26 protein-coding genes and 1 pseudogene are annotated in these 21,531 nt (G+C 41.2%); 18 read left to right on the top strand and 9 right to left on the bottom strand.

Annotation, left to right across the window (positions count from 1 at the left end; genetic code table 11):
- Positions 1-9 precede the first annotated feature (9 nt).
- From AAC853_RS11745 to AAC853_RS11670, 17 genes and pseudogenes are all read left to right on the top strand, one after another.
- Positions 10-870: a leucine-rich repeat domain-containing protein gene (locus AAC853_RS11745; protein ID WP_340614671.1), complete on the top strand. Its 861-nt coding sequence runs from the start codon at positions 10-12 to the stop codon at positions 868-870.
- A gap of 106 nt (positions 871-976) precedes the next feature.
- On the top strand, positions 977-2,146 hold the full coding sequence (locus AAC853_RS11740; RefSeq protein ID WP_479715118.1) for an RHS repeat-associated core domain-containing protein: 1,170 nt from the start codon (positions 977-979) through the stop codon (positions 2,144-2,146).
- A gap of 6 nt (positions 2,147-2,152) precedes the next feature.
- The gene (locus AAC853_RS11735; RefSeq protein ID WP_338883014.1) at positions 2,153-2,578 is read left to right on the top strand and encodes a hypothetical protein; all 426 of its coding nucleotides are present in this window, start codon (positions 2,153-2,155) and stop codon (positions 2,576-2,578) included.
- A 186-nt stretch (positions 2,579-2,764) separates the two neighbouring features.
- Complete coding sequence (locus AAC853_RS11730; protein WP_340614852.1) at positions 2,765-3,313, top strand: RHS repeat-associated core domain-containing protein; 549 nt, start codon at positions 2,765-2,767, stop codon at positions 3,311-3,313.
- Positions 3,314-3,319: 6 nt separating this feature from the next.
- The gene (locus AAC853_RS11725; protein ID WP_340614669.1) at positions 3,320-3,745 is read left to right on the top strand and encodes a hypothetical protein; all 426 of its coding nucleotides are present in this window, start codon (positions 3,320-3,322) and stop codon (positions 3,743-3,745) included.
- 321 nt (positions 3,746-4,066) lie between these two features.
- Entirely contained in the window at positions 4,067-4,927 is an 861-nt protein-coding gene (locus AAC853_RS11720) for a leucine-rich repeat domain-containing protein (protein WP_340614668.1), read from the top strand.
- Between the two features lie 106 nt (positions 4,928-5,033).
- Positions 5,034-6,191: an RHS repeat-associated core domain-containing protein gene (locus tag AAC853_RS11715; protein ID WP_479715117.1), complete on the top strand. Its 1,158-nt coding sequence runs from the start codon at positions 5,034-5,036 to the stop codon at positions 6,189-6,191.
- Between the two features lie 32 nt (positions 6,192-6,223).
- Positions 6,224-6,634 (top strand): hypothetical protein, encoded by a 411-nt coding sequence (locus tag AAC853_RS11710; protein WP_340614665.1) that lies wholly within the window; start codon positions 6,224-6,226, stop codon positions 6,632-6,634.
- Positions 6,635-6,810: 176 nt separating this feature from the next.
- Positions 6,811-7,359 carry an RHS repeat-associated core domain-containing protein gene (locus AAC853_RS11705; protein WP_340614851.1) on the top strand — a complete coding sequence of 183 codons (549 nt, stop codon included), beginning with the start codon at positions 6,811-6,813 and terminating at the stop codon, positions 7,357-7,359.
- The gene (locus AAC853_RS11700) at positions 7,359-7,769 is read left to right on the top strand and encodes a hypothetical protein (RefSeq protein WP_047686686.1); all 411 of its coding nucleotides are present in this window, start codon (positions 7,359-7,361) and stop codon (positions 7,767-7,769) included. The genes AAC853_RS11705 and AAC853_RS11700 overlap by 1 nt, the downstream gene beginning before the upstream one ends.
- A gap of 279 nt (positions 7,770-8,048) precedes the next feature.
- Positions 8,049-8,903 carry a leucine-rich repeat domain-containing protein gene (locus tag AAC853_RS11695; RefSeq protein WP_340614664.1) on the top strand — a complete coding sequence of 285 codons (855 nt, stop codon included), beginning with the start codon at positions 8,049-8,051 and terminating at the stop codon, positions 8,901-8,903.
- 1,093 nt (positions 8,904-9,996) lie between these two features.
- Positions 9,997-10,167, top strand: coding sequence for a POTRA domain-containing protein (locus AAC853_RS17870; protein WP_422824209.1), 171 nt, complete (start codon positions 9,997-9,999; stop codon positions 10,165-10,167).
- A gap of 58 nt (positions 10,168-10,225) precedes the next feature.
- Positions 10,226-10,774 (top strand): ShlB/FhaC/HecB family hemolysin secretion/activation protein, encoded by a 549-nt coding sequence (locus AAC853_RS11690; RefSeq protein WP_340614850.1) that lies wholly within the window; start codon positions 10,226-10,228, stop codon positions 10,772-10,774.
- A gap of 28 nt (positions 10,775-10,802) precedes the next feature.
- Entirely contained in the window at positions 10,803-11,111 is a 309-nt protein-coding gene (locus AAC853_RS11685) for a ShlB/FhaC/HecB family hemolysin secretion/activation protein (RefSeq protein WP_340614663.1), read from the top strand.
- Positions 11,112-11,294: 183 nt separating this feature from the next.
- Entirely contained in the window at positions 11,295-11,639 is a 345-nt protein-coding gene (locus AAC853_RS11680) for a two-partner secretion domain-containing protein (protein WP_340614662.1), read from the top strand.
- Positions 11,615-12,208 carry a two-partner secretion domain-containing protein gene (locus AAC853_RS11675; protein WP_340614849.1) on the top strand — a complete coding sequence of 198 codons (594 nt, stop codon included), beginning with the start codon at positions 11,615-11,617 and terminating at the stop codon, positions 12,206-12,208. The genes AAC853_RS11680 and AAC853_RS11675 overlap by 25 nt, the downstream gene beginning before the upstream one ends.
- 308 nt (positions 12,209-12,516) lie before the next feature.
- Positions 12,517-12,776: pseudogene (locus tag AAC853_RS11670) on the top strand (DDE-type integrase/transposase/recombinase); the annotation flags it as partial.
- A 270-nt stretch (positions 12,777-13,046) separates the two neighbouring features.
- On the opposite strand, the gene nqrM reads toward AAC853_RS11670, so the two are convergent.
- From nqrM to AAC853_RS11630, 8 genes are all read right to left on the bottom strand, one after another.
- Positions 13,047-13,271 carry a (Na+)-NQR maturation NqrM gene (gene nqrM, locus AAC853_RS11665; protein ID WP_074020165.1) on the bottom strand — a complete coding sequence of 75 codons (225 nt, stop codon included), beginning with the start codon at positions 13,269-13,271 and terminating at the stop codon, positions 13,047-13,049.
- Positions 13,272-13,288: 17 nt separating this feature from the next.
- Positions 13,289-14,272 carry an FAD:protein FMN transferase gene (locus AAC853_RS11660; protein ID WP_420497508.1) on the bottom strand — a complete coding sequence of 328 codons (984 nt, stop codon included), beginning with the start codon at positions 14,270-14,272 and terminating at the stop codon, positions 13,289-13,291.
- Positions 14,273-14,429: 157 nt separating this feature from the next.
- Positions 14,430-15,656, bottom strand: a complete 1,227-nt coding sequence (nqrF, locus tag AAC853_RS11655; RefSeq protein WP_273558922.1) for an NADH:ubiquinone reductase (Na(+)-transporting) subunit F — start codon at positions 15,654-15,656, stop codon at positions 14,430-14,432.
- A 15-nt stretch (positions 15,657-15,671) separates the two neighbouring features.
- Positions 15,672-16,268: an NADH:ubiquinone reductase (Na(+)-transporting) subunit E gene (gene nqrE, locus AAC853_RS11650; RefSeq protein WP_189758046.1), complete on the bottom strand. Its 597-nt coding sequence runs from the start codon at positions 16,266-16,268 to the stop codon at positions 15,672-15,674.
- A gap of 8 nt (positions 16,269-16,276) precedes the next feature.
- Positions 16,277-16,906, bottom strand: coding sequence for an NADH:ubiquinone reductase (Na(+)-transporting) subunit D (locus tag AAC853_RS11645; protein WP_047769693.1), 630 nt, complete (start codon positions 16,904-16,906; stop codon positions 16,277-16,279).
- Positions 16,899-17,693 (bottom strand): Na(+)-translocating NADH-quinone reductase subunit C, encoded by a 795-nt coding sequence (locus AAC853_RS11640; protein WP_273558917.1) that lies wholly within the window; start codon positions 17,691-17,693, stop codon positions 16,899-16,901. Before AAC853_RS11640 ends, AAC853_RS11645 begins: the two co-directional genes overlap by 8 nt.
- Positions 17,686-18,924, bottom strand: a complete 1,239-nt coding sequence (locus tag AAC853_RS11635) for an NADH:ubiquinone reductase (Na(+)-transporting) subunit B (protein WP_273558915.1) — start codon at positions 18,922-18,924, stop codon at positions 17,686-17,688. Before AAC853_RS11635 ends, AAC853_RS11640 begins: the two co-directional genes overlap by 8 nt.
- A 3-nt stretch (positions 18,925-18,927) precedes the next feature.
- Positions 18,928-20,271, bottom strand: a complete 1,344-nt coding sequence (locus AAC853_RS11630; RefSeq protein ID WP_273558913.1) for a Na(+)-translocating NADH-quinone reductase subunit A — start codon at positions 20,269-20,271, stop codon at positions 18,928-18,930.
- Positions 20,272-20,378: 107 nt separating this feature from the next.
- Between AAC853_RS11630 and AAC853_RS11625 the strand changes: the two genes are divergently transcribed.
- The gene (locus AAC853_RS11625) at positions 20,379-20,606 is read left to right on the top strand and encodes a hypothetical protein (protein ID WP_338883027.1); all 228 of its coding nucleotides are present in this window, start codon (positions 20,379-20,381) and stop codon (positions 20,604-20,606) included.
- A 155-nt stretch (positions 20,607-20,761) separates the two neighbouring features.
- Here AAC853_RS11625 and AAC853_RS11620 read toward each other — a convergent pair whose 3' ends face one another.
- On the bottom strand, positions 20,762-21,529 hold the full coding sequence (locus AAC853_RS11620) for a class II glutamine amidotransferase (RefSeq protein ID WP_338883026.1): 768 nt from the start codon (positions 21,527-21,529) through the stop codon (positions 20,762-20,764).
- Between the last annotated feature and the right edge of the window lie 2 nt (positions 21,530-21,531).

Genomic DNA, 21,531 nt, shown 5'->3' with positions numbered 1-21,531 from the left:
ATCTAATGAATGAATAAGTCAAACGTCATCTATGAAGAAGGGCGATATGGTGTTTTGGCCGTTGTGCGCTCAGAATGGAACAAAAGAATAGAAAAGGAGATATTAAGAAAAGGCTGCACCGAAATCGAGTTCAATCATGCTAAGGGCTGGGAACTAAGAGGGGATGAACTCCCCTCACTTGAGGCACTGTCTGATCTTTTAGGTATATCGATCCTTGGTTTTAATATAAAGTCTATTGATTCAATTCATTCATTAAAAAAATTACGCTATCTCGGAATTAGCACTTATTGTAATACACCGATACGGTTTGAAAATTTTCCTGACCTAGAAGGGTGCAGTTTTGATTGGCGTAAAAAATCGGATTCGCTATTTGAATGCAGAAACCTGAAAGGCCTTGGTCTTGGTAAATATCCTTATAATGATCTGAAACCATTTCAATTTCTAACGAAACTCGAAAGGCTGACGCTGATGACTTCGAGGATTAAATCCTTGGAAGGAATAGATCACCTTAAAAACATGACATACCTAAGTCTAGCAAACTTAAGGGGATTGACTTCTCTTGATGGTATTGAACATTTATCAAAATTGGAAAACCTAGATATCAATACGTGCAGAAAGATTACCCATATCAATCAACTGGAAACGCTTGAAAACCTGAAAGAGGTTTTTATCAATAACTGCAATGAGATTGAATCCCTCAAGCCTTTAAGAAACCTAAAAAAGCTTGAAAAGGTTCTCTTTTATGAATCCACCAATATTGTTGACGGTGACTTATCACCATTGCTGGATCGTAGTCCCCCTTTGACTGCGGTCGCATTTATGAAACGCAAGCATTATTCCCATAGTTGGGATGATTTTAAATGTAACTGATTGGGTTACGATTTTGCCCGCTATTAACGCTGAGAGAATCCCATAAGTCAGTGCTAATAGCGGGCTTTTTATATATGTACTAATGAATTAATAATTCCAGCTAAACATCGGTTATCAGTACAACGCTGATCGCCAGAAAACACACGTAAGCCTGTCAGATAAAAGCTTTGCCCCCGCAGCACTACCCGACTCAAGTCAAACCTATAAGAGTAACAATCTTAACCAATATACGGCTGTCAATGACTCCGCGCTTGAATATGATAAGCGTGGCAATCTGATCAACGATGGGGTTTGGGGTTATCGATATGACACGGAAAACAGGCTAGTTAGTGCTGAAAAAGCCGATATAAAGATTGGGTTTGGTTATGATGCACTGAGCCGGCGTGTGATTAAAAAGGTCCTCAAAGATAATGTCGTCACCACTTATGTTTATCTCAGTATCGGTGATCAGGAAATGGCGGTGTTTAGTGGTACCGGCACACCCGATTTTAGCGGCGCCTATATCTATGGTGCCGGGCTTGATGAAGTGGTTGCTGATATTACAGAGCGTGGCCATAATTTTTATTTTCAGGATGCGTTAGGCTCGACCATTGCCCTTACCAATGCGCAAGGTGAGGTAATAGAAAAACACGGCTATACTGCTTATGGGTTAGAGAGTGATCCCGGTAATGCGGCTTTCCGCTTTGCCGGTCGGCGTATTGATCCTGAAACCGGCCTGTCTTACAACCGGGCACGCTATTACTCTCCCGCTCTGGGGCGCTTTTTGCAGACTGACCCCGCCGGAACAGAGGATGGCCTCAATCTCTACGCCTATACCGGCAACGACCCCGTTAACCTCGTTGACCCGACAGGACAATGGGGAGAAGTAGCCAATACCGCACTGGATTACACCCCTATCGTTGGTGGAGTTAAAGGGTTCTATGAAGCCTACCAAGACCCGACATGGACAAATATTGCGGCGGCAGGTGCTGGAATTTTCGGGCCTCCCGGAAAAGCGCTTGGAAAAGGTGGAAAGGCGGCTGTAAAAGGGTTAGGGAACCCCTTCAAGGACAAGACTGCTAAAGAAATTGATGCTATGTTTAGAAAAAAAGGGTTTAAACCTCGTGGTGAAGATCCAGCGGGAGGTACAGGAGGATATGTAAATCCCAAAACTAAACGTTCATATCATATCGATCCCAAAGAATGGGGAAACTATAGAGAACCCAATCATGTTGACGTAAATAGACCTAAGGGTAGTACTCTCCCTAAAAAGAAATATCCGTATAAGGAGGATTAATAGCATATGAATACTCACATATCTTCAGAAGATATTTTTATTACCCTGTCAAGATTTAGAATGTTTTTAAATCATTCCTGGCCTGCTATAGATGAAATACTCTATGACCATGATTGGGATAATGATCAGGAATTTATCGATGAATGGATGAATGCAAACTGGTCTTTATTGGTAGGACGTCGGCTCTTTGGCAAAGATAGTGAAATTCAACCCTATGCCTTAGGAACAATATACATGTTGAAAAATAGCTACAACAGAATCATTGTTACAATTGATAACAAAAAATATATTTTCTCTGAATTTTCCTCGTCGGAGGATGGACTAACCACTGCACCACCTTTTGATATGATGAGAATTGTATCATTGGAAGGAAATATCAGAGCAGTCCCGTTTAAAAGAGAACATTTAACTTTAGAATACAGTAATCAGTAGAGTTTATTATTTAATTAGTTTACATTTTTTGATAATATTAAAAAATAATTATTGGCTCGCTTATCGGCGAGCCTTTTTTATATGAATTATACTCTTATACGATTAATTCCAATGGGAATACCTTCTAACTGATTCTGATATCGCTTATGAAGAAGAACCGTATGGTACGTCGTAGTCCGGCCTAAACTGACACGCTATTATTCTCCCATTCTGGGGCGCTTTTTGCAGACTGACTCCGCTGGAACAGAGGATGGCTTGAACCTCTATGCCTATACCGGCAACGACCCCGTTAACCTCGTTGACCCGACAGGACAATGGGGAGAAGTGGTCAATACCGCACTGGATTACACCCTTATCGTTGGTGGAGTTAAAGGGTTCTACGAAGCCTACCAAGACCCGACATGGACAAATATTGCGGCGGCAGGTGCAGGAATTTTCGGGCCTCCCGGAAAAGCGCTTGGAAAAGGTGGGAAGGCGGCTGTAAAAGGGTTAGGGAACCCCTTCAAGGACAAGACTGCTAAAGAAATTGATGCTATGTTTAGAAAAAAAGGATTTGAGCCAAAAGGTCGAGATCCCGCAGGAGGTTATGGCGGATATGTAAATCCTAAAAATGATCGTTCATACCATATCGATCCCAAAGAATGGAGAAACTATAGAGAACCCAATCATGTTGACGTAAATAGACCTAAGGGTAGTATTCTCCCTAAAAAGAAATATCCGTATAAGGAGGATTAATAGCATATGAATACTCACATATCTTCAGAAGATATTTTTATTACCCTGTCAAGATTTAGAAACTTTTTAAATCGAGCCTGGCCTGCTATAGATGAAATACTCTATGACCACGATTGGGATGATGATCAAGAGTTTATTGACGAATGGCTAAGGGAAAATTGGTCCTTATTGGTAGGTCGGCGGCTCTTTGGCAGAGATAGCGAAATTCAACCCTATTCCTTAGGTACAATTTATATGTTAAAAAATAACTATAACAGAATCATTGTTACAATTGACGATAAAAAATATATTTTCTCTGGATTCGTCACGTCAAAAGATGGGTTAACTACTGAACCACCGTTTGATATGATGAAAATTGTATCATTGGAAGGAAATATCAGAGCAGTCCCGTTTAAAAGAGAACATTTAAATTTAGAATATAATAATCAGTAGAGTTTATTATTTAATTAGTTTACATTTTTTTGATAATATTAATAAATCTTAAAAAATAATTATTGGCTCGCTTATCGGCGAGCCTTTTTTATATGAATTATACTCTTATACGATTAACTCCAATGGGAATACCTTCTAACTGATTCTGATATCGCTTATGAAGAAGAACCGTATGGTACGTCGTAGCACGACCTGAACCGACATACTATTATTCTCCCATTCTGAACCACTTTTTGCAGACTGGCTCCGCTGGAACAAAGGATGTTAGTCATCTGGGAAATAAGGTTAACCCGATTGGTCCAAACAGAAGGCATCTAATGAATGAATAAGTCAAACGTCATCTATGAAGAAGGGCGATATGGTGTTTTGGCCGTTGTGCGCTCAGAATGGAACAAAAGAATAGAAAAGGAGATATTAAGAAAAGGCTGCACCGAAATCGAGTTCAATCATGCTAAGGGCTGGGAACTAAGAGGGGATGAACTCCCCTCACTTGAGGCACTGCCTGATCTTTTAGGTATATCGATCCTTGGTTTTAATATAAAGTCTATTGATTCAATTCATTCATTAAAAAAATTACGCTATCTCGGAATTAGCACTTATTGTAATACACCGATACGGTTTGAAAATTTTCCTGACCTAGAAGGGTGCAGTTTTGATTGGCGTAAAAAATCGGATTCGCTATTTGAATGCAGAAACCTGAAAGGCCTTGGTCTTGGTAAATATCCTTATAATGATCTGAAACCATTTCAATTTCTAACGAAACTCGAAAGGCTGACGCTGATGACTTCGAGGATTAAATCCTTGGAAGGAATAGATCACCTTAAAAACATGACATACCTAAGTCTAGCAAACTTAAGGGGATTGACTTCTCTTGATGGTATTGAACATTTATCAAAATTGGAAAACCTAGATATCAATACGTGCAGAAAGATTACCCATATCAATCAACTGGAAACGCTTGAAAACCTGAAAGAGGTTTTTATCAATAACTGCAATGAGATTGAATCCCTCAAGCCTTTAAGAAACCTAAAAAAGCTTGAAAAGGTTCTCTTTTATGAATCCACCAATATTGTTGACGGTGACTTATCACCATTGCTGGATCGTAGTCCCCCTTTGACTGCGGTCGCATTTATGAAACGCAAGCATTATTCCCATAGTTGGGATGATTTTAAATGTAACTGATTGGGTTACGATTTTGCCCGCTATTAACACTGAGAGAATCCCATAAGTCAGTGCTAATAGCGGGCTTTTTATATATGTACTAATGAATTAATAATTCCAGCTAAACATCGGTTATCAGTACAACGCTGATCGCCAGAAAACGCACGTAAGCCTGTCAGATAAAAGCTTTGCCCCCGCAGCACTACCCGACTCAAGTCAAACCTATAAGAGTAACAATCTTAACCAATATACGGCTGTCAATGACTCCGCGCTTGAATATGATAAGCGTGGCAATCTGATCAACGATGGGGTTTGGGGTTATCGATATGACACGGAAAACAGGCTAGTTAGTACTGAAAAAGCCGATATAAAGATTGGGTTTGGTTATGATGCACTGAGCCGGCGTGTGATTAAAAAGGTCCTCAAAGATAATGTCGTCACCACTTATGTTTATCTCAGTATCGGTGATCAGGAAATGGCGGTGTTTAGTGGTACCGGCACACCCGATTTTAGCGGCGCCTATATCTATGGTGCCGGGCTTGATGAAGTGGTTGCTGATATTACAGAGCGTGGCCATAATTTTTATTTTCAGGATGCGTTAGGCTCGACCATTGCCCTTACCAATGCGCAAGGTGAGGTAATAGAAAAACACGGCTATACTGCTTATGGGTTAGAAAGTGATCCCGGTAATGCGGCTTTCCGCTTTGCCGGTCGGCGTATTGATCCTGAAACCGGCCTGTCTTACAACCGGGCACGCTATTACTCTCCCGCTCTGGGGCGCTTTTTGCAGACTGACCCCGCCGGAACAGAGGATGGCCTGAACCTCTATGCCTATACCGGCAACGACCCCGTTAACCTCGTTGACCCGACAGGACAATGGGGAGAAGTAGCCAATACCGCACTGGATTACACCCCTATCGTTGGTGGAGTTAAAGGGTTCTATGAAGCCTACCAAGACCCGACATGGACAAATATTGCAGCGGCAGGTGCAGGAATTTTCGGGCCTCCCGGAAAAGCGCTTGGAAAAGGCGGGAAGGCGGCTGTAAAAGCCATTCATGGCAATTCAAAACACTCACCAAAACCAGCTTATCTTTATGAGCTGTCAACAGATAAAGGCGAATTTCTAAAATATGGAATTTCACAAAATCCCAGTAAACGGTATACAAAGAACTATATGAAAAATAAAGACATCAGAGAAATTGATTCTGGCACCCGTGCTGATATGCTGAAAAAGGAACGTGAGCTGGTTACCCAAAATCCGGGGCCTCTTAATAAGGAACCTTGAGCCAAAGCCACCAGAAAAGCAAGAGGTGAAGAATGATAACTATAGGAGAGCAATTTGGTGGGCCAAATCTCAATGGTTCGCTAATTGAACAAGCATTAGACATTACATCAATGACTGCGATTGAAGAAAGGGATAAAGATTATGATATCGGAAAAGAGGCTTTTATTAACCCCATATTTATTGTTCCTGGCTCTATATTAGGCGTGGACTTTGAAGGCTATAAATATGGCTATTTCTCCAAAAAAGAAAAAGGGGTGGTAATACAAATTGCCGTACCACAAAGAGTGGCTGATGGCGAAGGTATCCGTGAGTTTATTGTGGGGGCATTGCGCGAAGCTGTGCGCATGGCAGCGGAGAAATTTGCCAAACATGCTATTCCTTTTTCATCACTCAAGGCTGAAAAAATTATTCTGGCCATTGAGAAAAAACTGCAAGACTTTTGAACAACCTTAAAAAAACAAATTTGGCTCGCTTATCGGCGAGCCTTTTTTATATGAATTATACTCTTATACGATTAATTCCAATGGGAATACCTTCTAACTGATTCTGATATCGCTTATGAAGAAGAACCGTATGGTACGTTGTAGCCCGACCTGAACCGACATACTATTATTCTCCCATTCTGAACCACTTTTTGCAGACTGGCTCCACTGGAACAGAGGATGGCCTGAACCTCTATGCCTATACCGGCAACGACCCCGTTAACCTCGTTGACCCGACAGGACAATGGGGGGAGACTGCAAGTACAGTTCTGGATTACATACCTATTGTTGGTGGAGCTAAAGGGTTCTATGAAGCCTACCAAGACCCGACATGGACAAATATTGCAGCGGCAGGTGCAGGAATTTTCGGGCCTCCCGGAAAAGCGCTTGGAAAAGGCGGGAAGGCGGCTGTAAAAGCCATTCATGGCAATTCAAAACACTCACCAAAACCAGCTTATCTTTATGAGCTGTCAACAGATAAAGGCGAATTTCTAAAATATGGAATTTCACAAAATCCCAGTAAACGGTATACAAAGAACTATATGAAAAATAAAGACATCAGAGAAATTGATTCTGGCACCCGTGCTGATATGCTGAAAAAGGAACGTGAGCTGGTTACCCAAAATCCGGAGCCTCTTAATAAGGAACCTTGGGCCAAAGCCACCAGAAAAGCAAGAGGTGAATAATGATAACGATTGGAAATCATTACAAAGGACCAGAACTCGATGGTTCCTCAATTCAACTGGCATTACGCATTACATCAGGTGTTGCAACAGAAGAAAGGGATGAAGAATATGATAGTGGTAAAGAGGCTTTTATCAATCCCGTCTTTATCGTACCCGGTTCAATATCAAAACCTGACTTTGAAGGTTTTAAATATGGCTATTTCTCCAAAAAAGAAAAAGGTGTGGTAATACAAATTGCCGTACCACAAAGAGTGGCTGATGGCGAAGGTATCCGTGAGTTTATTGTGGGGGCATTGCGCGAAGCTGTGCGCATGGCAGCGGAGAAATTTGCCAAACATGCTATTCCTTTTTCATCACTCAAGGCTGAAAAAATTATTCTGGCCATTGAGAAAAAACTGCAAGACTTTTGAACAACCTTAAAAAAACAAATTTGGCTCGCTTATCGGCGAGCCTTTTTTATATGAATTATACTCTTATACGATTAATCCCAATGGGAATACCTTCTAACTGATTCTGATATCGCTTATGAAGAAGAACCGTATGGTACGTTGTAGCCCGACCTGAACCGACATACTATTATTCTCCCATTCTGAACCACTTTTTGCAGACTGGCTCCGCTGGAACAAAGGATGTTAGCCATCTGGGAAATAAGGTTAACCCGATTGGTCCAAACAGAAGGCATCTAATGAATGAATAAGTCAAACGTCATCTATGAAAAAGGGCGATATGGTGTTTTGGCCGTTGTGCGCTCAGAATGGAATAAAACAATAGAAGAGGACATATTAAGAAAAGGCTGCACCGAGATTGAGTTTAATTCTGCAAAAGGATGGCAGGGGAGTGAACTCCCCCCGCTGGATGCATTTCCTGATCTGCTTGGAATAGATATCCTAGGATTTAATATCAAATCGATTGATTCAATCCATGTTTTGAAACGATTAAAGTCTCTAGGTATCGACACCTATTGTAATACACCGATACGGTTTGAAAATTTTCCTGATCTTGAAAGATGTGGCCTTGAATGGCGAAAAAAATCAGACTCCCTGTTTGAATGCCGAAAATTAAAAGATCTTTTTATTAATAAATACCCTTATGATAATTTAAAACCGCTACAATTATTAACTAATCTTAAAACATTGAGGATTTATAACTCCAAGCTTAAATCACTGAATGGAATAGATCACCTTAAAAACATGACATACCTAAGTCTAGCAAACTTAAGGGGATTGACTTCTCTTGATGGTATTGAACATTTATCAAAATTGGAAAACCTAGATATCAATACGTGCAGAAAGATTACCCATATCAATCAACTGGAAACGCTTGAAAACCTGAAAGAGGTTTTTATCAATAACTGCAATGAGATTGAATCCCTCAAGCCTTTAAGAAACCTAAAAAAGCTTGAAAAGGTTCTCTTTTATGAATCCACCAATATTGTTGACGGTGACTTATCGCCGTTGCTGGATCGTAGTCCCCCTTTGACTGCGGTCGCATTTATGAAACGCAAGCATTATTCCCATAGTTGGGATGATTTTAAATGTAACTGATTGGCTTACGATTTTGCCCGCTATTAACGCTGAGAGAATCCCATAAGTCAGTGCTAATAGCGGGCTTTTTATATATGTACTAATGAATTAATAATTCCAGCTAAACATCGGTTATCAGTACAACGCTGATCGCCAGAAAACACACGTAAGCCTGTCAGATAAAATCTTTACCCCCACAGCACTACCCGACTCACGTCAAACTTATAAGAGTATTGTGTTTTAATAAATTCGGACAATTTGATGGACCGTTTTGGCAACTGTTCACTTATTACTGGCAGAAAACTCAGGAATATTGATAATTACCGACAGTCTAAAAAATATTTTTACGGTGATATCATCAGTACATTCTTCTGTAAAAAAGATCTAACATAGTGTAAAAAACAACAGGATATTAACTTATTATTAATTTTTAATTATTTATATAAATATACATAAAATATGTTACTTTACCATTAAATAATCTATATTGACTTCTATTCTTATTTAAAATATTAATTATTTTCTGACTATCAGTGATAATATTTTCATTAAAAAATATTAAGAGGCATGTAGCAATGAAAATTAATACGAACGTAATTGTATAATTATAATGTTATTTACTATTCGTGACCATACTTTTAATGCCAAGTCACTTATTTTTATGTAATTAATATTTTTAATAAGGATTAGTTTAACACTCTAATAATATGAAAATTAAAACATACGTTAACATTTCCCTCTGTTTGTTTTTGTTAATATCAGGAAAAACCTTATCTTTTCCTGATAACTTACCCAGTATAAGCCCTGCAGATCAAGAAATTATCAAACAAAACAGAAAAGATATTTTAGAAGAATCTCAAAAACAACAAGATTTAGGATTAGAATATTAAACTGAGTAGAACCAAAAGAATTATCTACCTTAGATGATAAATTACTTTGTCAAGTAATTAACACTATCTCCATAGAAAACGCTATACACTATCAAAATCCAATAAAAACTAATAAAGGAAAATATTTCTAAATGTATGACAAATAAAGATATTGATTCTTAATCAATACCATATCTGTTTATTACATGGAAAAAGGTTATACTTCTAGAGCTTGAGACAACAAGATGCACAGAGTATATTTAAAAGGTAATCTTATTCTTACTCTTATTGAAGGGAAAATTGATAATTTAAATATTGATAGTGGAGACTTATTAGCATTAAAAATGATTTTTCCTAATATGAAAGGAAAAATACTTAACCTAAGAGATATAGAACTCAAGGGTTTGAACAATTAATAGGTTGCACTCTAACCAAGTTTTTTAAAATTGATATTCAACCTTCTGCTAAAGTAGGATACCTTTTGATGTTATTTTAAAAAGAAATCCTTTTAAATTACCTCTAAGCATAAATTTAATTTATGATAATAATGGGCAAAAAAGTAAAGGCGAAAATCAAGTTAATACCTTTTTGCAATTGGATAATGTGTTTCGTTTAGCTGATTCTTGGACAATTTTTGCCAGTAAAGATACCGATTTTAAAAATAGTCACAGAAATTGGTATATTAACTCAGGGGTAAGTATACCTTACGGCTATTGGTTGTTTAGTTACCAATATTCAAAAAATGAATCGTTCCAAAGTATTCCTATTAATTATTTTGGAACGATTCGTTATACAAGCAGAGGTAACTCTCATTCTATATTAGCAAATAGAGTTTTATATAGAGATGGAAAACAAAAGTTAGGTTTAAATGTGAGTTTTACATTTCGTAAAACTGAAAACATCTTAGGGGATTATAAACTATCCAGCAGTTCAAATTTAAGCACAGTAAATTTAGGCCTTAATTATAGCTCCATGTTATTCGGAGGTTATTTTAGATTTAACCCTACAATAACAAAAGGATAGCTATTGGAGCAACTAAAGATGACAACCTTTGAACATTCTCCAAAAAGTAACTTTACAAAGTTCCATGTTTCATCCCAGCTATTTTAAACCTATAACTAATAATATTTATTATTTAACTTCTGCTTATGCTCAAACTAATCCAAACAGTCTTTACTCTCACGAAAAAGTATCCATAGGGGGGCTTTATTCTGTCAGAGGTTTTAAAGATAAATTTATTACTGGAAATTTAGGAGGTTATTGGAGAAATGAGATTAATTGGAAATTGGTAAACATTCCAAAGTTTGGGGAGCTTTCTTTTAATGGCTCATTAGATACTGGTTGGATTAAGAGGAACTAGCTAATCTTTCAGATGGAGGTAACTTAACAGGAACATCACTTGGATTAAACTTAAACAATAAAATAAGTAACATTTCCTTTAGTGTAGGTAAACCTTTAAATTATCCTAATTATTTAAAACCAGATAATCTAGTTATTTATTGGTCTACTTCATTTAACCTTTAATTATAACGGAAGGATTTCTATGAAAACAAATATCAAACTTGCTTTATTTTTTGCTGGATTATGTTCTCTAAATTCATCTTTTGCCAATCCAATAATTTCAGATAATTCTGGAACACAAGTTCAAAGCATTAATAATATACCTGTTGTTAATATATCTACTCCAGATAATCGTGGTATTTCTTATAATACTTATAAAGATTTCAATGTAAATACTCAAGGTGCAGTTTTAAATAATTCATTAAACCAAATTAAATCTCAATTAGCCGGCCAAATAAATAAAAACCCTAATTTAAACAATCCAGCTAAACTTATTATCAATGAAGTGACTAGTGGAAATCAATCTCAATTAAATGGATTATTATAGAAATAGCTGGTAAAAAGGCTGATGTTTTAATATCTAATCCAAATGGTATTACAGCTAACGGTGGAAGTTTTAGTAATGCCGTTAATATAACTATAACTACGGGTAAGCCTGCTTTAGATCCTAATGGACAACTTATGTCTATAGTGGAGACTGGTAAAATTACTATTGGAGAAAAAGGGTTAGATGGATATAATGGCGGAGATAGTGTTGCTATTGTAAGTAAGGCTCTGGAGTTAAATGGCAAAATTCGTGGTAAAGATCTTTTTGTATTACAAGGTAGTAATGATGATATAAGTAAACCAGCTCTGGCAATAGACACTAAAGCTCTAGGTGGAATGTATGCTAACAATATTGTTATAGTATCTAGTAAAGCCGGGGTAGGTGTTAACCTAGGTAATATAGAAAGTGTTGGGAATCAAGGTGTTTCTGTAATGGTTCAAGGTCCTTTACAAATTTCAGGTGATATTTTATCAAAAGGTGATATTGTGACAAAAGCACCTACAATTAATATTAATCCTAACGCACAGGTTAAATCTACTAATGGACAAGTAGTGCTTAACCGTAACTGATAATGTAACGATTAAAGTTTCGTTATTTTAATATCAAGTTTAGCTATTTATTAACACTAAAGAATCTACTTATAACTAAGTGGATTCTTTTATAACAAGACTATTCAAAATTCACTTGACAGGAAACATAACAATCTAAAAATATCACCAAATCAACCGAAAGTTTATTCCAGTAAATTAGCAACCCATTGTTATTTTGAACAAAATGTGGTCACGCATTCAACCTGTTGATGGTTGTGTATAATCGCCATTTTTTCGGAGAAATCACGTGGCGACTGTTAAAGTAAAATGTCGATTTTGTCAGCAAACTGAATGCCCAATGCGTTCGTTGGTATCTGGCCTATGCCCTGAGCCTGCGCAATCTAGAGGAAATGATGTCTGAACGGGGAATTGCCGTTGATCACGCTACGCTCTCTCGTTGGGTTCATCGCCTGGTTCCGTTGATCGTGAAACGTTATCGGCGAAACAAACCTGACGTTGGGCGTCGGTGGCGCATGGATGAAACGTTTATCAAAATCAAAGGGCATGGCGTTACCCCTATCGGACGGTGGATTCAGACGGTAATAGTGGCGCCAACAAAGCGGCAGTGGGCGAATTAAACCAGGGTTCGGGGATGTATTGGTTATGGCGCATGATGGGGGTCTTCCAAATGAAAAATCAGAAGCCGTAGCGTGCAGGAGCCGAATGGACGGAACAAGGCGAGATCACCGGACGTTTACCAAGGAATGTCATTTTTGATACACAGTGAGCAGTCATATCTCTAAACAAACAACCCCGCTGTTTATCTGGCAGCAGGGCACTTGTTTTAACTACAAATTTACTTGACGGAAAAACAGTGTCAAAGAATACGATTCTTCTCTAACTGTGCCTGACGGGCGGTTTCCCTCGCCATGCGTTTTTTACGGGCATCGCAAGGTTCAGGACAATCACACACTTTTTCTACGCCGATGCTTCCCAAACCACCACAGCTTCCCTGAATGCTTTTGCGCTTAAAAATATAACCCAGCGCCATGCCAGCAAAAGCCAGCAAGAAAAAGATAAAAGTGGCAATAAAGACTTCCATCGCCTTTTCCCCCTTTCTTATTTCTTCTGTAAGTATGCCTTAAAGGCGGTATTATAACGCTCTTCAAAGCCGTCTTTGGTTTTGACGATCATAAAGACCGGAATATTCAGCTTCTCAGCCACTTCCATGCCCTTCTCTGGTCCCAATACATCCAGGCCAGTAGAAAAACCATCAGCGCTCATACAAGTTGGTGCTATCACGGTAATTGAAACCAAATTATGCGTTATTGGCTTGCCGGTTTTCGGATTAATGGTGTGAGAATAACGCACGCCATTCTGTTCAAAATAGTTGCGGTAATCACCCGATGTTGCCACAGACATATTGCCCGGCTCAATAATCTCCTGAGCGCTCTGCGCCATGCCACTATCCGATGGTTTTTCAATCGCTATCCGCCATGGATTTCCTTTGCCATTGTTGCCCGATGTGCGAACTTCACCGCCAATATCAACCATGTAATTTTTGATATTTTGGGATTCCAGATACTCAGCAACAACATCAACGCCATAACCTTTGGCGATGGAAGAGAGATCAACATACAGCTCAGGGATGGATTTAACCAAATTATTGCCTTCAACAGACAAATTATCGATCCCCGTCCAGGTACGGCGCATCGCTAATTCTTCATCCGTCGGTGCTTTGGTAATGCGCCCTTCCGGCCCAAATCCCCACAGATTTACCAGTGGACCAACAGTCACATCCAGTGCACCTTCTGTCAGTTTATTGATGCGAATAGCTTCTTTGACAACTTTTGCTGTAGCGGCAGATACCGGAAATGGTTTATTCACTTCACGGCTTTGATTAAAACGACTCAATTCAGAATTTGGCCGATAAGTAGACATCTGATCGTTCACTTCTTCCAGCAGGCGATCGATCTCTTTTTGCAGGTTTTCTGGGGCAGGTGTCGATGAATCAGCAACATATTTGACGGAGTAATAAGTCCCCATCGTCTGCCCATTCAGGTTTTGCTGTTTAGGGCCACCACATGCCGCCAGCATCATCATTGCAAACAGCAATGCTCCCCAGTTGATCATTTTTTTACTCAGCATAACTTACTCTTTCTGGCTTATTTTGGCTGTTTCTAAATCACAGCGCCCACAAAATGTGGGCGCTTGTCGTTAAATCATGTTAGCTGCAACCCAAAATTTATTGGGTATACCATCAGCCGCCGAAATCATCCAACATGATGTTTTCATCTTCTACGCCAAGATCTTTCAACATCTTAATGACCGCAGCGTTCATGACTGGAGGTCCACACATATAGAATTCACAGTCTTCGGGCGCTGGATGATCTTTCAGGTAGTTCTCATACAGAACATTGTGGATAAAACCCGTATAGCCATCCCAATTATCTTCCGGCAGAGCATCTGACAATGCCACGTGCCATGTGAAGTTCTCATTCTCCGCTGCCAGCTTATCAAAATCTTCGGTATAGAACATTTCACGCTTAGAACGCGCACCATACCAGAAGGAGATTTTACGTTTGGAGTTTAAACGGTTAAGTTGGTCGAAGATGTGAGAGCGCATTGGTGCCATACCTGCCCCCCCGCCGATGAAGATCATTTCTGCATCAGTATCTTTTGCGAAGAATTCACCAAATGGGCCAGAGATCGTCACCTTATCACCTGGTTTCAGCGACCAAATATAAGAAGACATGATACCCGGAGCAACATCTGGATTTCTTGGTGGAGGCGTTGCAATACGGACGTTCAGCATGATAATGCCATGCTCTTCTGGATAGTTCGCCATTGAATATGCACGAACCGTCGGCTCTTTGACTTCAGAGACATAACGGAACAGATTAAATTTATCCCAATCTTCACGATACTCTTGTGGAACATCATAATCCGCATAACGGGCAACGTGGGGCGGACATTCAATCTGAATGTAGCCACCAGCACGGAATGGCACCACTTCCCCATCTGGAATTTTCAGCTTCAATTCTTTAATGAAAGTCGCCTTGTTATCGTTGGAGATAACTTCACATTCCCACTTCTTAACACCGAAAATTTCCTCTGGCAGTTCGATTTTCAGGTCCTGTTTAACATTAACCTGACATGCCAATCGGCAGCCCTCTTTTGCTTCGCGCTTGTTGATGTGGGAAAGTTCCGTTGGCAGGATATCACCACCGCCTTCCTTAATTTTCACCCGGCACTGGCCACAAGAACCACCGCCACCACACGCAGAAGAAACGAAAATCCCCTGATTGGAAAGCATACCCAATAATTTATCGCCGGCAGGAGCAGAGAAACTTTTATCCTCATCGCCATTGATTTCAACTTTTATATCCCCGGTGTTCACTAACTTAGATTTTGCGAACAAAATCATGGCCGTTAGTACCAACACAATCAGGGTAAACATGACTACGCCTAGAATAATTATATCCATGAATTCTTCTCGCCTTTAGAGCTGCACACCGGAAAAGGACATGAAGCCCAATGCCATCAAGCCGGTGGTGACAAAGGTGATACCCAATCCTTTCAGACCTGCTGGAACATCCGCATATTTCATTTTTTCACGGATAGCAGCCATCAGAACAATTGCCAGCATCCAGCCCATACCTGAACCAAAACCATATACGATGGACTCACTGAAGTTATAGTCACGCTGTGCCATAAATGAAACGCCACCGAAAATCGCACAGTTCACCGTAATCAACGGCAGGAAAATTCCCAACGCGTTGTAGAGTGTCGGCACATAACGGTCTAAGATCATTTCCAGGATCTGTACCAGTGCAGCAATGACACCAATAAAGGTAATGAAGTTCAGGAAGCTCAAATCCACCCCATCCATCAGCGCTCCATCACGGAGAACCAGATTGTAGACGAGGTTATTGGCAGGAACGGAAATTCCCAATACGACGGTTACAGCCACACCGAGGCCAAAGGCCGTCTTAACGTTCTTTGATACCGCCAAAAACGTACACATACCGAGAAAGAAAGATAACGCCATGTTCTCGATAAAGACTGCGCGGACAAACAAACTAATATAATGCTCCATTTTGTTTGTTACTCCTTCTCAACCTGCGCAGGCTTCAGAGTCCGTAAACCCCAAATCAGCATACCAATAATGAAGAATGCGCTCGGTGCCAGCAGGAACAAGCCATTGGGTTGATACCAACCGCCATTCTTGACAGATTCCAGCACCGTAACACCGAACAATTTTCCTGAACCAAACAGTTCACGCAAGAAACCAACCAGCAACAGAATGACGCCATAGCCCAAACCATTGCCGATACCATCCATAAAACTTTCAACCGGTGGTGCTTTCATGGCATAGGCTTCAGCACGTCCCATAACAATACAGTTCGTGATGATAAGACCCACAAACACCGATAGCTGTTTGGAAATTTCGTAGGCATAAGCCCGCAAGATCTGGTCTACGACGATAACCAAAGATGCAATGATCGCCATCTGTACGATGATTCGCACACTGCCAGGAATATAATTACGAATTAATGAAATAAAAAAGCTAGAAAACGCGGTTACCAGGGTAACTGCAATGGTCATAACTAACGCCGTTTCCAATTTGGTAGTCACAGCCAGCGCTGAACACACCCCCAAAACCTGCAATGCAATGGGGTTATTATCAAACAACGGCCCAAGCAGGACTCGTTTTATTTCTTTACTATCAGCCATCTTTCAAGGCTCCCTCACGTACTTTTTTCAGGAACGGGCCAAAACCGTTATCACCCAACCAGAAATCAAACATATGCTGAACACCGTTAGAAGTCAGGGTTGCTCCGGACAGCCCATCTACACCGTAAGGGTTATCACCGGCACCACCACGGACGATCTTAAGTGCCGGCATACCTTGCGGGTTATAGAGTTTTTTACCTACCCACTGCTTGCGCCACTGTGGGTTATCAACTTCACCACCCAAACCAGGGGTTTCACCATGAGAGTAGTAAGTGATGCCGTGAGATGTGACACCATCGATATCAATGGAAATAAAGGCATACATCATTGACCACAGGCCAGAGCCGTATATTGGCAAAACCAGCTCCGTCGTTTTACCGCTCTCATCCTTAACCAGATAGATTTCCGCCATATTGGCGCGGCGGCGGATCTTCGCCAGATCTTGTTCTGGTAACAAAGCAACACTGGTTTCGTCACTGCGCAAGGCATTATTCAGGTCAAAATTACCCGCGCTTTCTTGCAACGTTGCTGTTTTCAAATCGAGCAATTCAGGCTGAATGCGGCTGTTATAGATTGCTTTGATTTCCGCCGCTGTCATGTCCGGTTTTAGCAAGCCCGCGACATCCAGAATATTACGCTGCTTATCCAGCAGCTTTTGCTCCTGCTGCTGCGCTTTCAACCCTACAGCTGAACCGGCAACCACAATCGAACAGACAAGGCACAGCACAAAAACAACGAGGAATGTTCTGCCAATGCTATCATTATTTTTTGGTTTATCATTAGCCACGGGCTTTTCTCCGCTTAATATTGGCCTGTACGACCAGATAATCGAACAGTGGCGCGAACAGGTTAGCGAACAAAATCGCCAACATCATTCCTTCTGGGTACGCTGGGTTTACCACCCTGATCAAAATACACATAGCCCCGATCAGAATGCCATAGGCCCATTTGCCTTTATCCGTAAACGCTGCGGAGACAGGATCAGTCGCCATAAAGATCATACCGAAAGCGAAGCCTCCCAGAACCATATGCCAGTACCACGGCATAGCGAACATGGGGTTAGTGCCAGAACCAATTGCATTAAACAGATAAGACGTCGCGATCATACCGAGCATCACACCAGCAACAATGCGCCATGAAGCAATACGGGCAAACAGGATGATGGCACCACCAATAAAAATCATCAAAGTGGATACTTCACCGATTGAACCAGGAATGTTACCCAGGAAAGCATCCATCCAGGTGATTGGCTGTCCGGTAATGGTATTGATCAGGCCGTGACTACCCGCAGTAGCCCATTGGGATAACGGCGTTGCGCCAGAAAAACCATCAGCCGCAGTCCAAACCAAATCACCTGAAATCTGTGCCGGATAAGCAAAGAACAGGAAAGCACGTCCCGCCAAGGCTGGGTTCAGGAAGTTACGCCCCGTACCACCAAAGATCTCTTTCGCAATCACCACACCGAAAGTAATCCCCAAAGCCGCCTGCCACAATGGCAGTGTTGGTGGCACAATCAATGCGAACAGAATGGAGCTAACAAAGAAACCTTCATTGATTTCATGTTTGCGGATAATGGCAAACAAAACTTCCCAGAAACCACCTACGACAAACACAACCGCATAAATTGGCAGGAAGTAAGCCGCTCCCAATAGCATTTTACTGCCCCATCCTGCATCTGGTGTTAATGACGCACCAAGATACTGAGCCAGCATGTAATGCCAATCAGAAGCCAAAACCTGCTGTAAGGCATCGCCGTTATATAAATGAGTCAGAGCAGGTATTGCCTGATTTCCGACGTTATACATGCCCCAAAACATCGCAGGGAAAACTGACAGCCACACCAGGATCATCATGCGTTTGAGATCGATGGCATCACGGACATGGGCATTCCCTTTTGTCACGGTGCCCGGCGTATAGAAAACGGTGCTTACTGCCTCATAGAGAGGATAATACTTCTCCAGTTTGCCACCGGCCTCAAAGTGGTGCTCTACTTTTTCAAATAAATTTTTCAGGCCCATGAATTACCCTTCCAGCTCAATCTTAGTCAGCACTTCACGCAGTACTGGACCGTACTCATATTTGCCTGGACAAACATAGGTACACAATGCCAAATCTTCTTCATCCAGCTCCAGACAACCCAGCGCCTGAGCGCTATCAGTATCACCTGCAAGCAAATCACGCAGCAGATGAGTTGCCATGATATCCAGTGGCATGACACGCTCATAGTTGCCAATAGGCACCATAGAACGTTCTCCACCGTTTGTTGTGGTTGAGAAAGCAAAACGTTTCTTTTTCAGGAAGTGGCCGATTGTGGTACGGGTAATCGAGAACTTATTCGCGCCCGGCGCAATCCAACCAAACAGCTCCTTTTCCCGCCCTTCAGCAAGTACAGAAACTAACGTATGGAAGCGGCCAAGATAATGGCGAACGTCATCGGATTTTGTACCATAGAGCACGGAACCAGAAACAATACGGTTTTCGCCCTCTTGCAACTGATTTTGCGTCAATTCCAGCAAATCAGCCCCCAACCGAGTACGTATCAAGCGCGGTGATTTAACCTGTGGCCCTGCCAGGGATACCACACGATCAGTATAAAGCTCACCCGTGGTAAACAATTTGCCGATAGCAATGACATCCTGATAACCCAGATGCCAAACCGTTTTTTGAGCACTAACAGGTTCAATGAAATGAATATGCGTACCTGCCAAACCCGCTGGATGGGGGCCAGAAAACTGGTTATAGGTGATTTGAGCGTTATTTCCCACTGTTGGAATATTTCCAGCGCCGTGGCAAACGTGGATTTTCCCCTCTGTCAATCTTGACAGAACATTCAGACCATCAACAAAAGCCTCTTCCTGAGTTGCAATAACGACGAGTGGATCAGCAGCCAGTGGCTGGGTGTCCATTGCCGTAATAAAGATTGCCTTTGGTGTGGAACCGGGAACCGGGGTACGGCTGAAAGGACGTGTACGCAACGCTGTCCATAATCCTGACGCCAGCAGATTTTTCTCTACTTGTTCACGGCTTAAGCCAGTAAGTTCAGCACGTTCATAGCGATCAAATGTGACTTTCTCATCACCATTCACTTCAATGACAACGGATTGCAAAACACGACGTTCACCACGTCCAATAGTGACCACTCTCCCGCTTGCGGGACTAGTGAAAACAACCCCTGGATTCTTCTTGTCTTCAAAAAGAATTTGCCCTTTTTTGACATGCTCACCTTCCTTAACCAGCATAGAAGGACGCATTCCAACATATTCTTCACCGAGTAAAGCAACATGGCGAATTGCCGGACCATCTTCTATAACTTGGGCAGGCGCTCCTGCTATTGGGAGGTCGAGTCCTTTTTTAATTTTAATCATAAGATTTGCACAAGTTTATCAGTTAAATCATATACTACAGATTACCTTGCGGTATTGCCGTTAGGTAATGCAGCGACTCTAATAATACAAAAAACCTTGAGCAATATATGTCTCAAGTTATTCACTCCGATAATCGTTACAAAGTTTCTCTTAATTTTCGCCGGGGTAATTCTAACACCTCCCCTACTGACTGTCTGATTAATCAAGTGACACAGTTCAAGCAAATCAAAATAATTTCTCTGCTAAACCGTCAACCACTCGATAAAGACGAACGCTTCTATCACTTTTCTCTACGTCAGGACGATTTTCATTCAAATATTGCGGTAGAAATTTAACGAAAGCAGCAGAAAAATAATGACAATGACTTGTTTTGGAAAAAATTACGGCCCGCCTATGCGTAAATAGCATTACTGCCACAGTTAACGTAATAGGCGGACAATATGTTATTAATGTAAAAACAGAAAACCAATCACCCTTTTGGAACCGCGAATCAAATTACTCTCTCTCCAAGATGAAATAGCGCATAGTCACCTGATTCAATACGATGCCAAACTTCATTTCCGGTTAAAGGTTGGGTGGCAATCACAGATACGACATCCCCTGGCTGGGTGTGCTGCTGGAAATCGATTTCAACATCCTGATCGAGTAATTTAGCCCTGCCGAAAGGAGCACGACGAGTAATCCAATGCAATTGCGTCGAACAGTAAGCCATAACGAACTGCCCGTCTGACAACAGCATATTGAAAACACCTTGCTTTCTCAGTTGGTTCGCCAGGGAAGCAATAAATTTAAACACCGCAGGCCAATTGGAAGGTCGCTTAGGATATTTCAACGATAGTTGATGCAATATCCAGCAAAATGCCCATTCACTGTCTGTCTCACCCACCGGCCGGTAATTACCCGTTTTCAACTTACTGTATCCCTTAAGTTGACCATTGTGGGCGTAAGTCCAATACCTTCCCCACAGTTCACGGGTAAAGGGATGAGTATTAACCAGGGAAACATTACCACTGTTTGCCTGACGAATATGGGCGACAATCACTTCTGATTTGATAGGATAGCCTTGTACAAATCGAGCTACAGGTGAATAACAACTGGATTGGTGATCTTTAAACGTCCGGTATCCCAATCCCTCATAGAAGGTAACTCCCCAACCATCCTTATGTGGACCGGTATGTCCGCCACGCTGAATGAGTCCACTCAAACTGAATACGATATCTGTTGGCACGTTGGCACTCATGCCAAGTAATTCACACATTG

It is taken from the genome of Xenorhabdus thailandensis (genome assembly GCF_037996785.1).
In the GTDB taxonomy this organism is placed as follows: Bacteria; Pseudomonadota; Gammaproteobacteria; order Enterobacterales; family Enterobacteriaceae; genus Xenorhabdus; species Xenorhabdus griffiniae.
Note: the sequence above shows the minus strand (reverse complement) of the source record. Positions and strands in the feature narration are given on the sequence as shown.

What these genes read in the sequence shown, in the direction of transcription:
- AAC853_RS11700 (WP_047686686.1), top strand. Translation starts at nt 7,359, where the DNA reads ATGATAACGATTGGAAATCATTACAAAGGACCAGAACTCGATGGTTCC.
- AAC853_RS11645 (WP_047769693.1), bottom strand. Translation starts at nt 16,906, where the DNA reads ATGGCTGATAGTAAAGAAATAAAACGAGTCCTGCTTGGGCCGTTGTTT.
- AAC853_RS11680 (WP_340614662.1), top strand. Translation starts at nt 11,295, where the DNA reads ATGAAAACAAATATCAAACTTGCTTTATTTTTTGCTGGATTATGTTCT.
- nqrE (WP_189758046.1), bottom strand. Translation starts at nt 16,268, where the DNA reads ATGGAGCATTATATTAGTTTGTTTGTCCGCGCAGTCTTTATCGAGAAC.
- nqrF (WP_273558922.1), bottom strand. Translation starts at nt 15,656, where the DNA reads ATGGATATAATTATTCTAGGCGTAGTCATGTTTACCCTGATTGTGTTG.
- AAC853_RS11735 (WP_338883014.1), top strand. Translation starts at nt 2,153, where the DNA reads ATGAATACTCACATATCTTCAGAAGATATTTTTATTACCCTGTCAAGA.
- AAC853_RS11695 (WP_340614664.1), top strand. Translation starts at nt 8,049, where the DNA reads ATGAATAAGTCAAACGTCATCTATGAAAAAGGGCGATATGGTGTTTTG.
- AAC853_RS11635 (WP_273558915.1), bottom strand. Translation starts at nt 18,924, where the DNA reads ATGGGCCTGAAAAATTTATTTGAAAAAGTAGAGCACCACTTTGAGGCC.
- AAC853_RS11625 (WP_338883027.1), top strand. Translation starts at nt 20,379, where the DNA reads ATGTCTCAAGTTATTCACTCCGATAATCGTTACAAAGTTTCTCTTAAT.
- AAC853_RS11660 (WP_420497508.1), bottom strand. Translation starts at nt 14,272, where the DNA reads ATGATGATGCTGGCGGCATGTGGTGGCCCTAAACAGCAAAACCTGAAT.
- AAC853_RS11720 (WP_340614668.1), top strand. Translation starts at nt 4,067, where the DNA reads ATGAATAAGTCAAACGTCATCTATGAAGAAGGGCGATATGGTGTTTTG.
- AAC853_RS11745 (WP_340614671.1), top strand. Translation starts at nt 10, where the DNA reads ATGAATAAGTCAAACGTCATCTATGAAGAAGGGCGATATGGTGTTTTG.
- AAC853_RS11630 (WP_273558913.1), bottom strand. Translation starts at nt 20,271, where the DNA reads ATGATTAAAATTAAAAAAGGACTCGACCTCCCAATAGCAGGAGCGCCT.
- nqrM (WP_074020165.1), bottom strand. Translation starts at nt 13,271, where the DNA reads ATGGAAGTCTTTATTGCCACTTTTATCTTTTTCTTGCTGGCTTTTGCT.
- AAC853_RS17870 (WP_422824209.1), top strand. Translation starts at nt 9,997, where the DNA reads ATGCACAGAGTATATTTAAAAGGTAATCTTATTCTTACTCTTATTGAA.
- AAC853_RS11710 (WP_340614665.1), top strand. Translation starts at nt 6,224, where the DNA reads ATGATAACTATAGGAGAGCAATTTGGTGGGCCAAATCTCAATGGTTCG.
- AAC853_RS11620 (WP_338883026.1), bottom strand. Translation starts at nt 21,529, where the DNA reads ATGTGTGAATTACTTGGCATGAGTGCCAACGTGCCAACAGATATCGTA.
- AAC853_RS11725 (WP_340614669.1), top strand. Translation starts at nt 3,320, where the DNA reads ATGAATACTCACATATCTTCAGAAGATATTTTTATTACCCTGTCAAGA.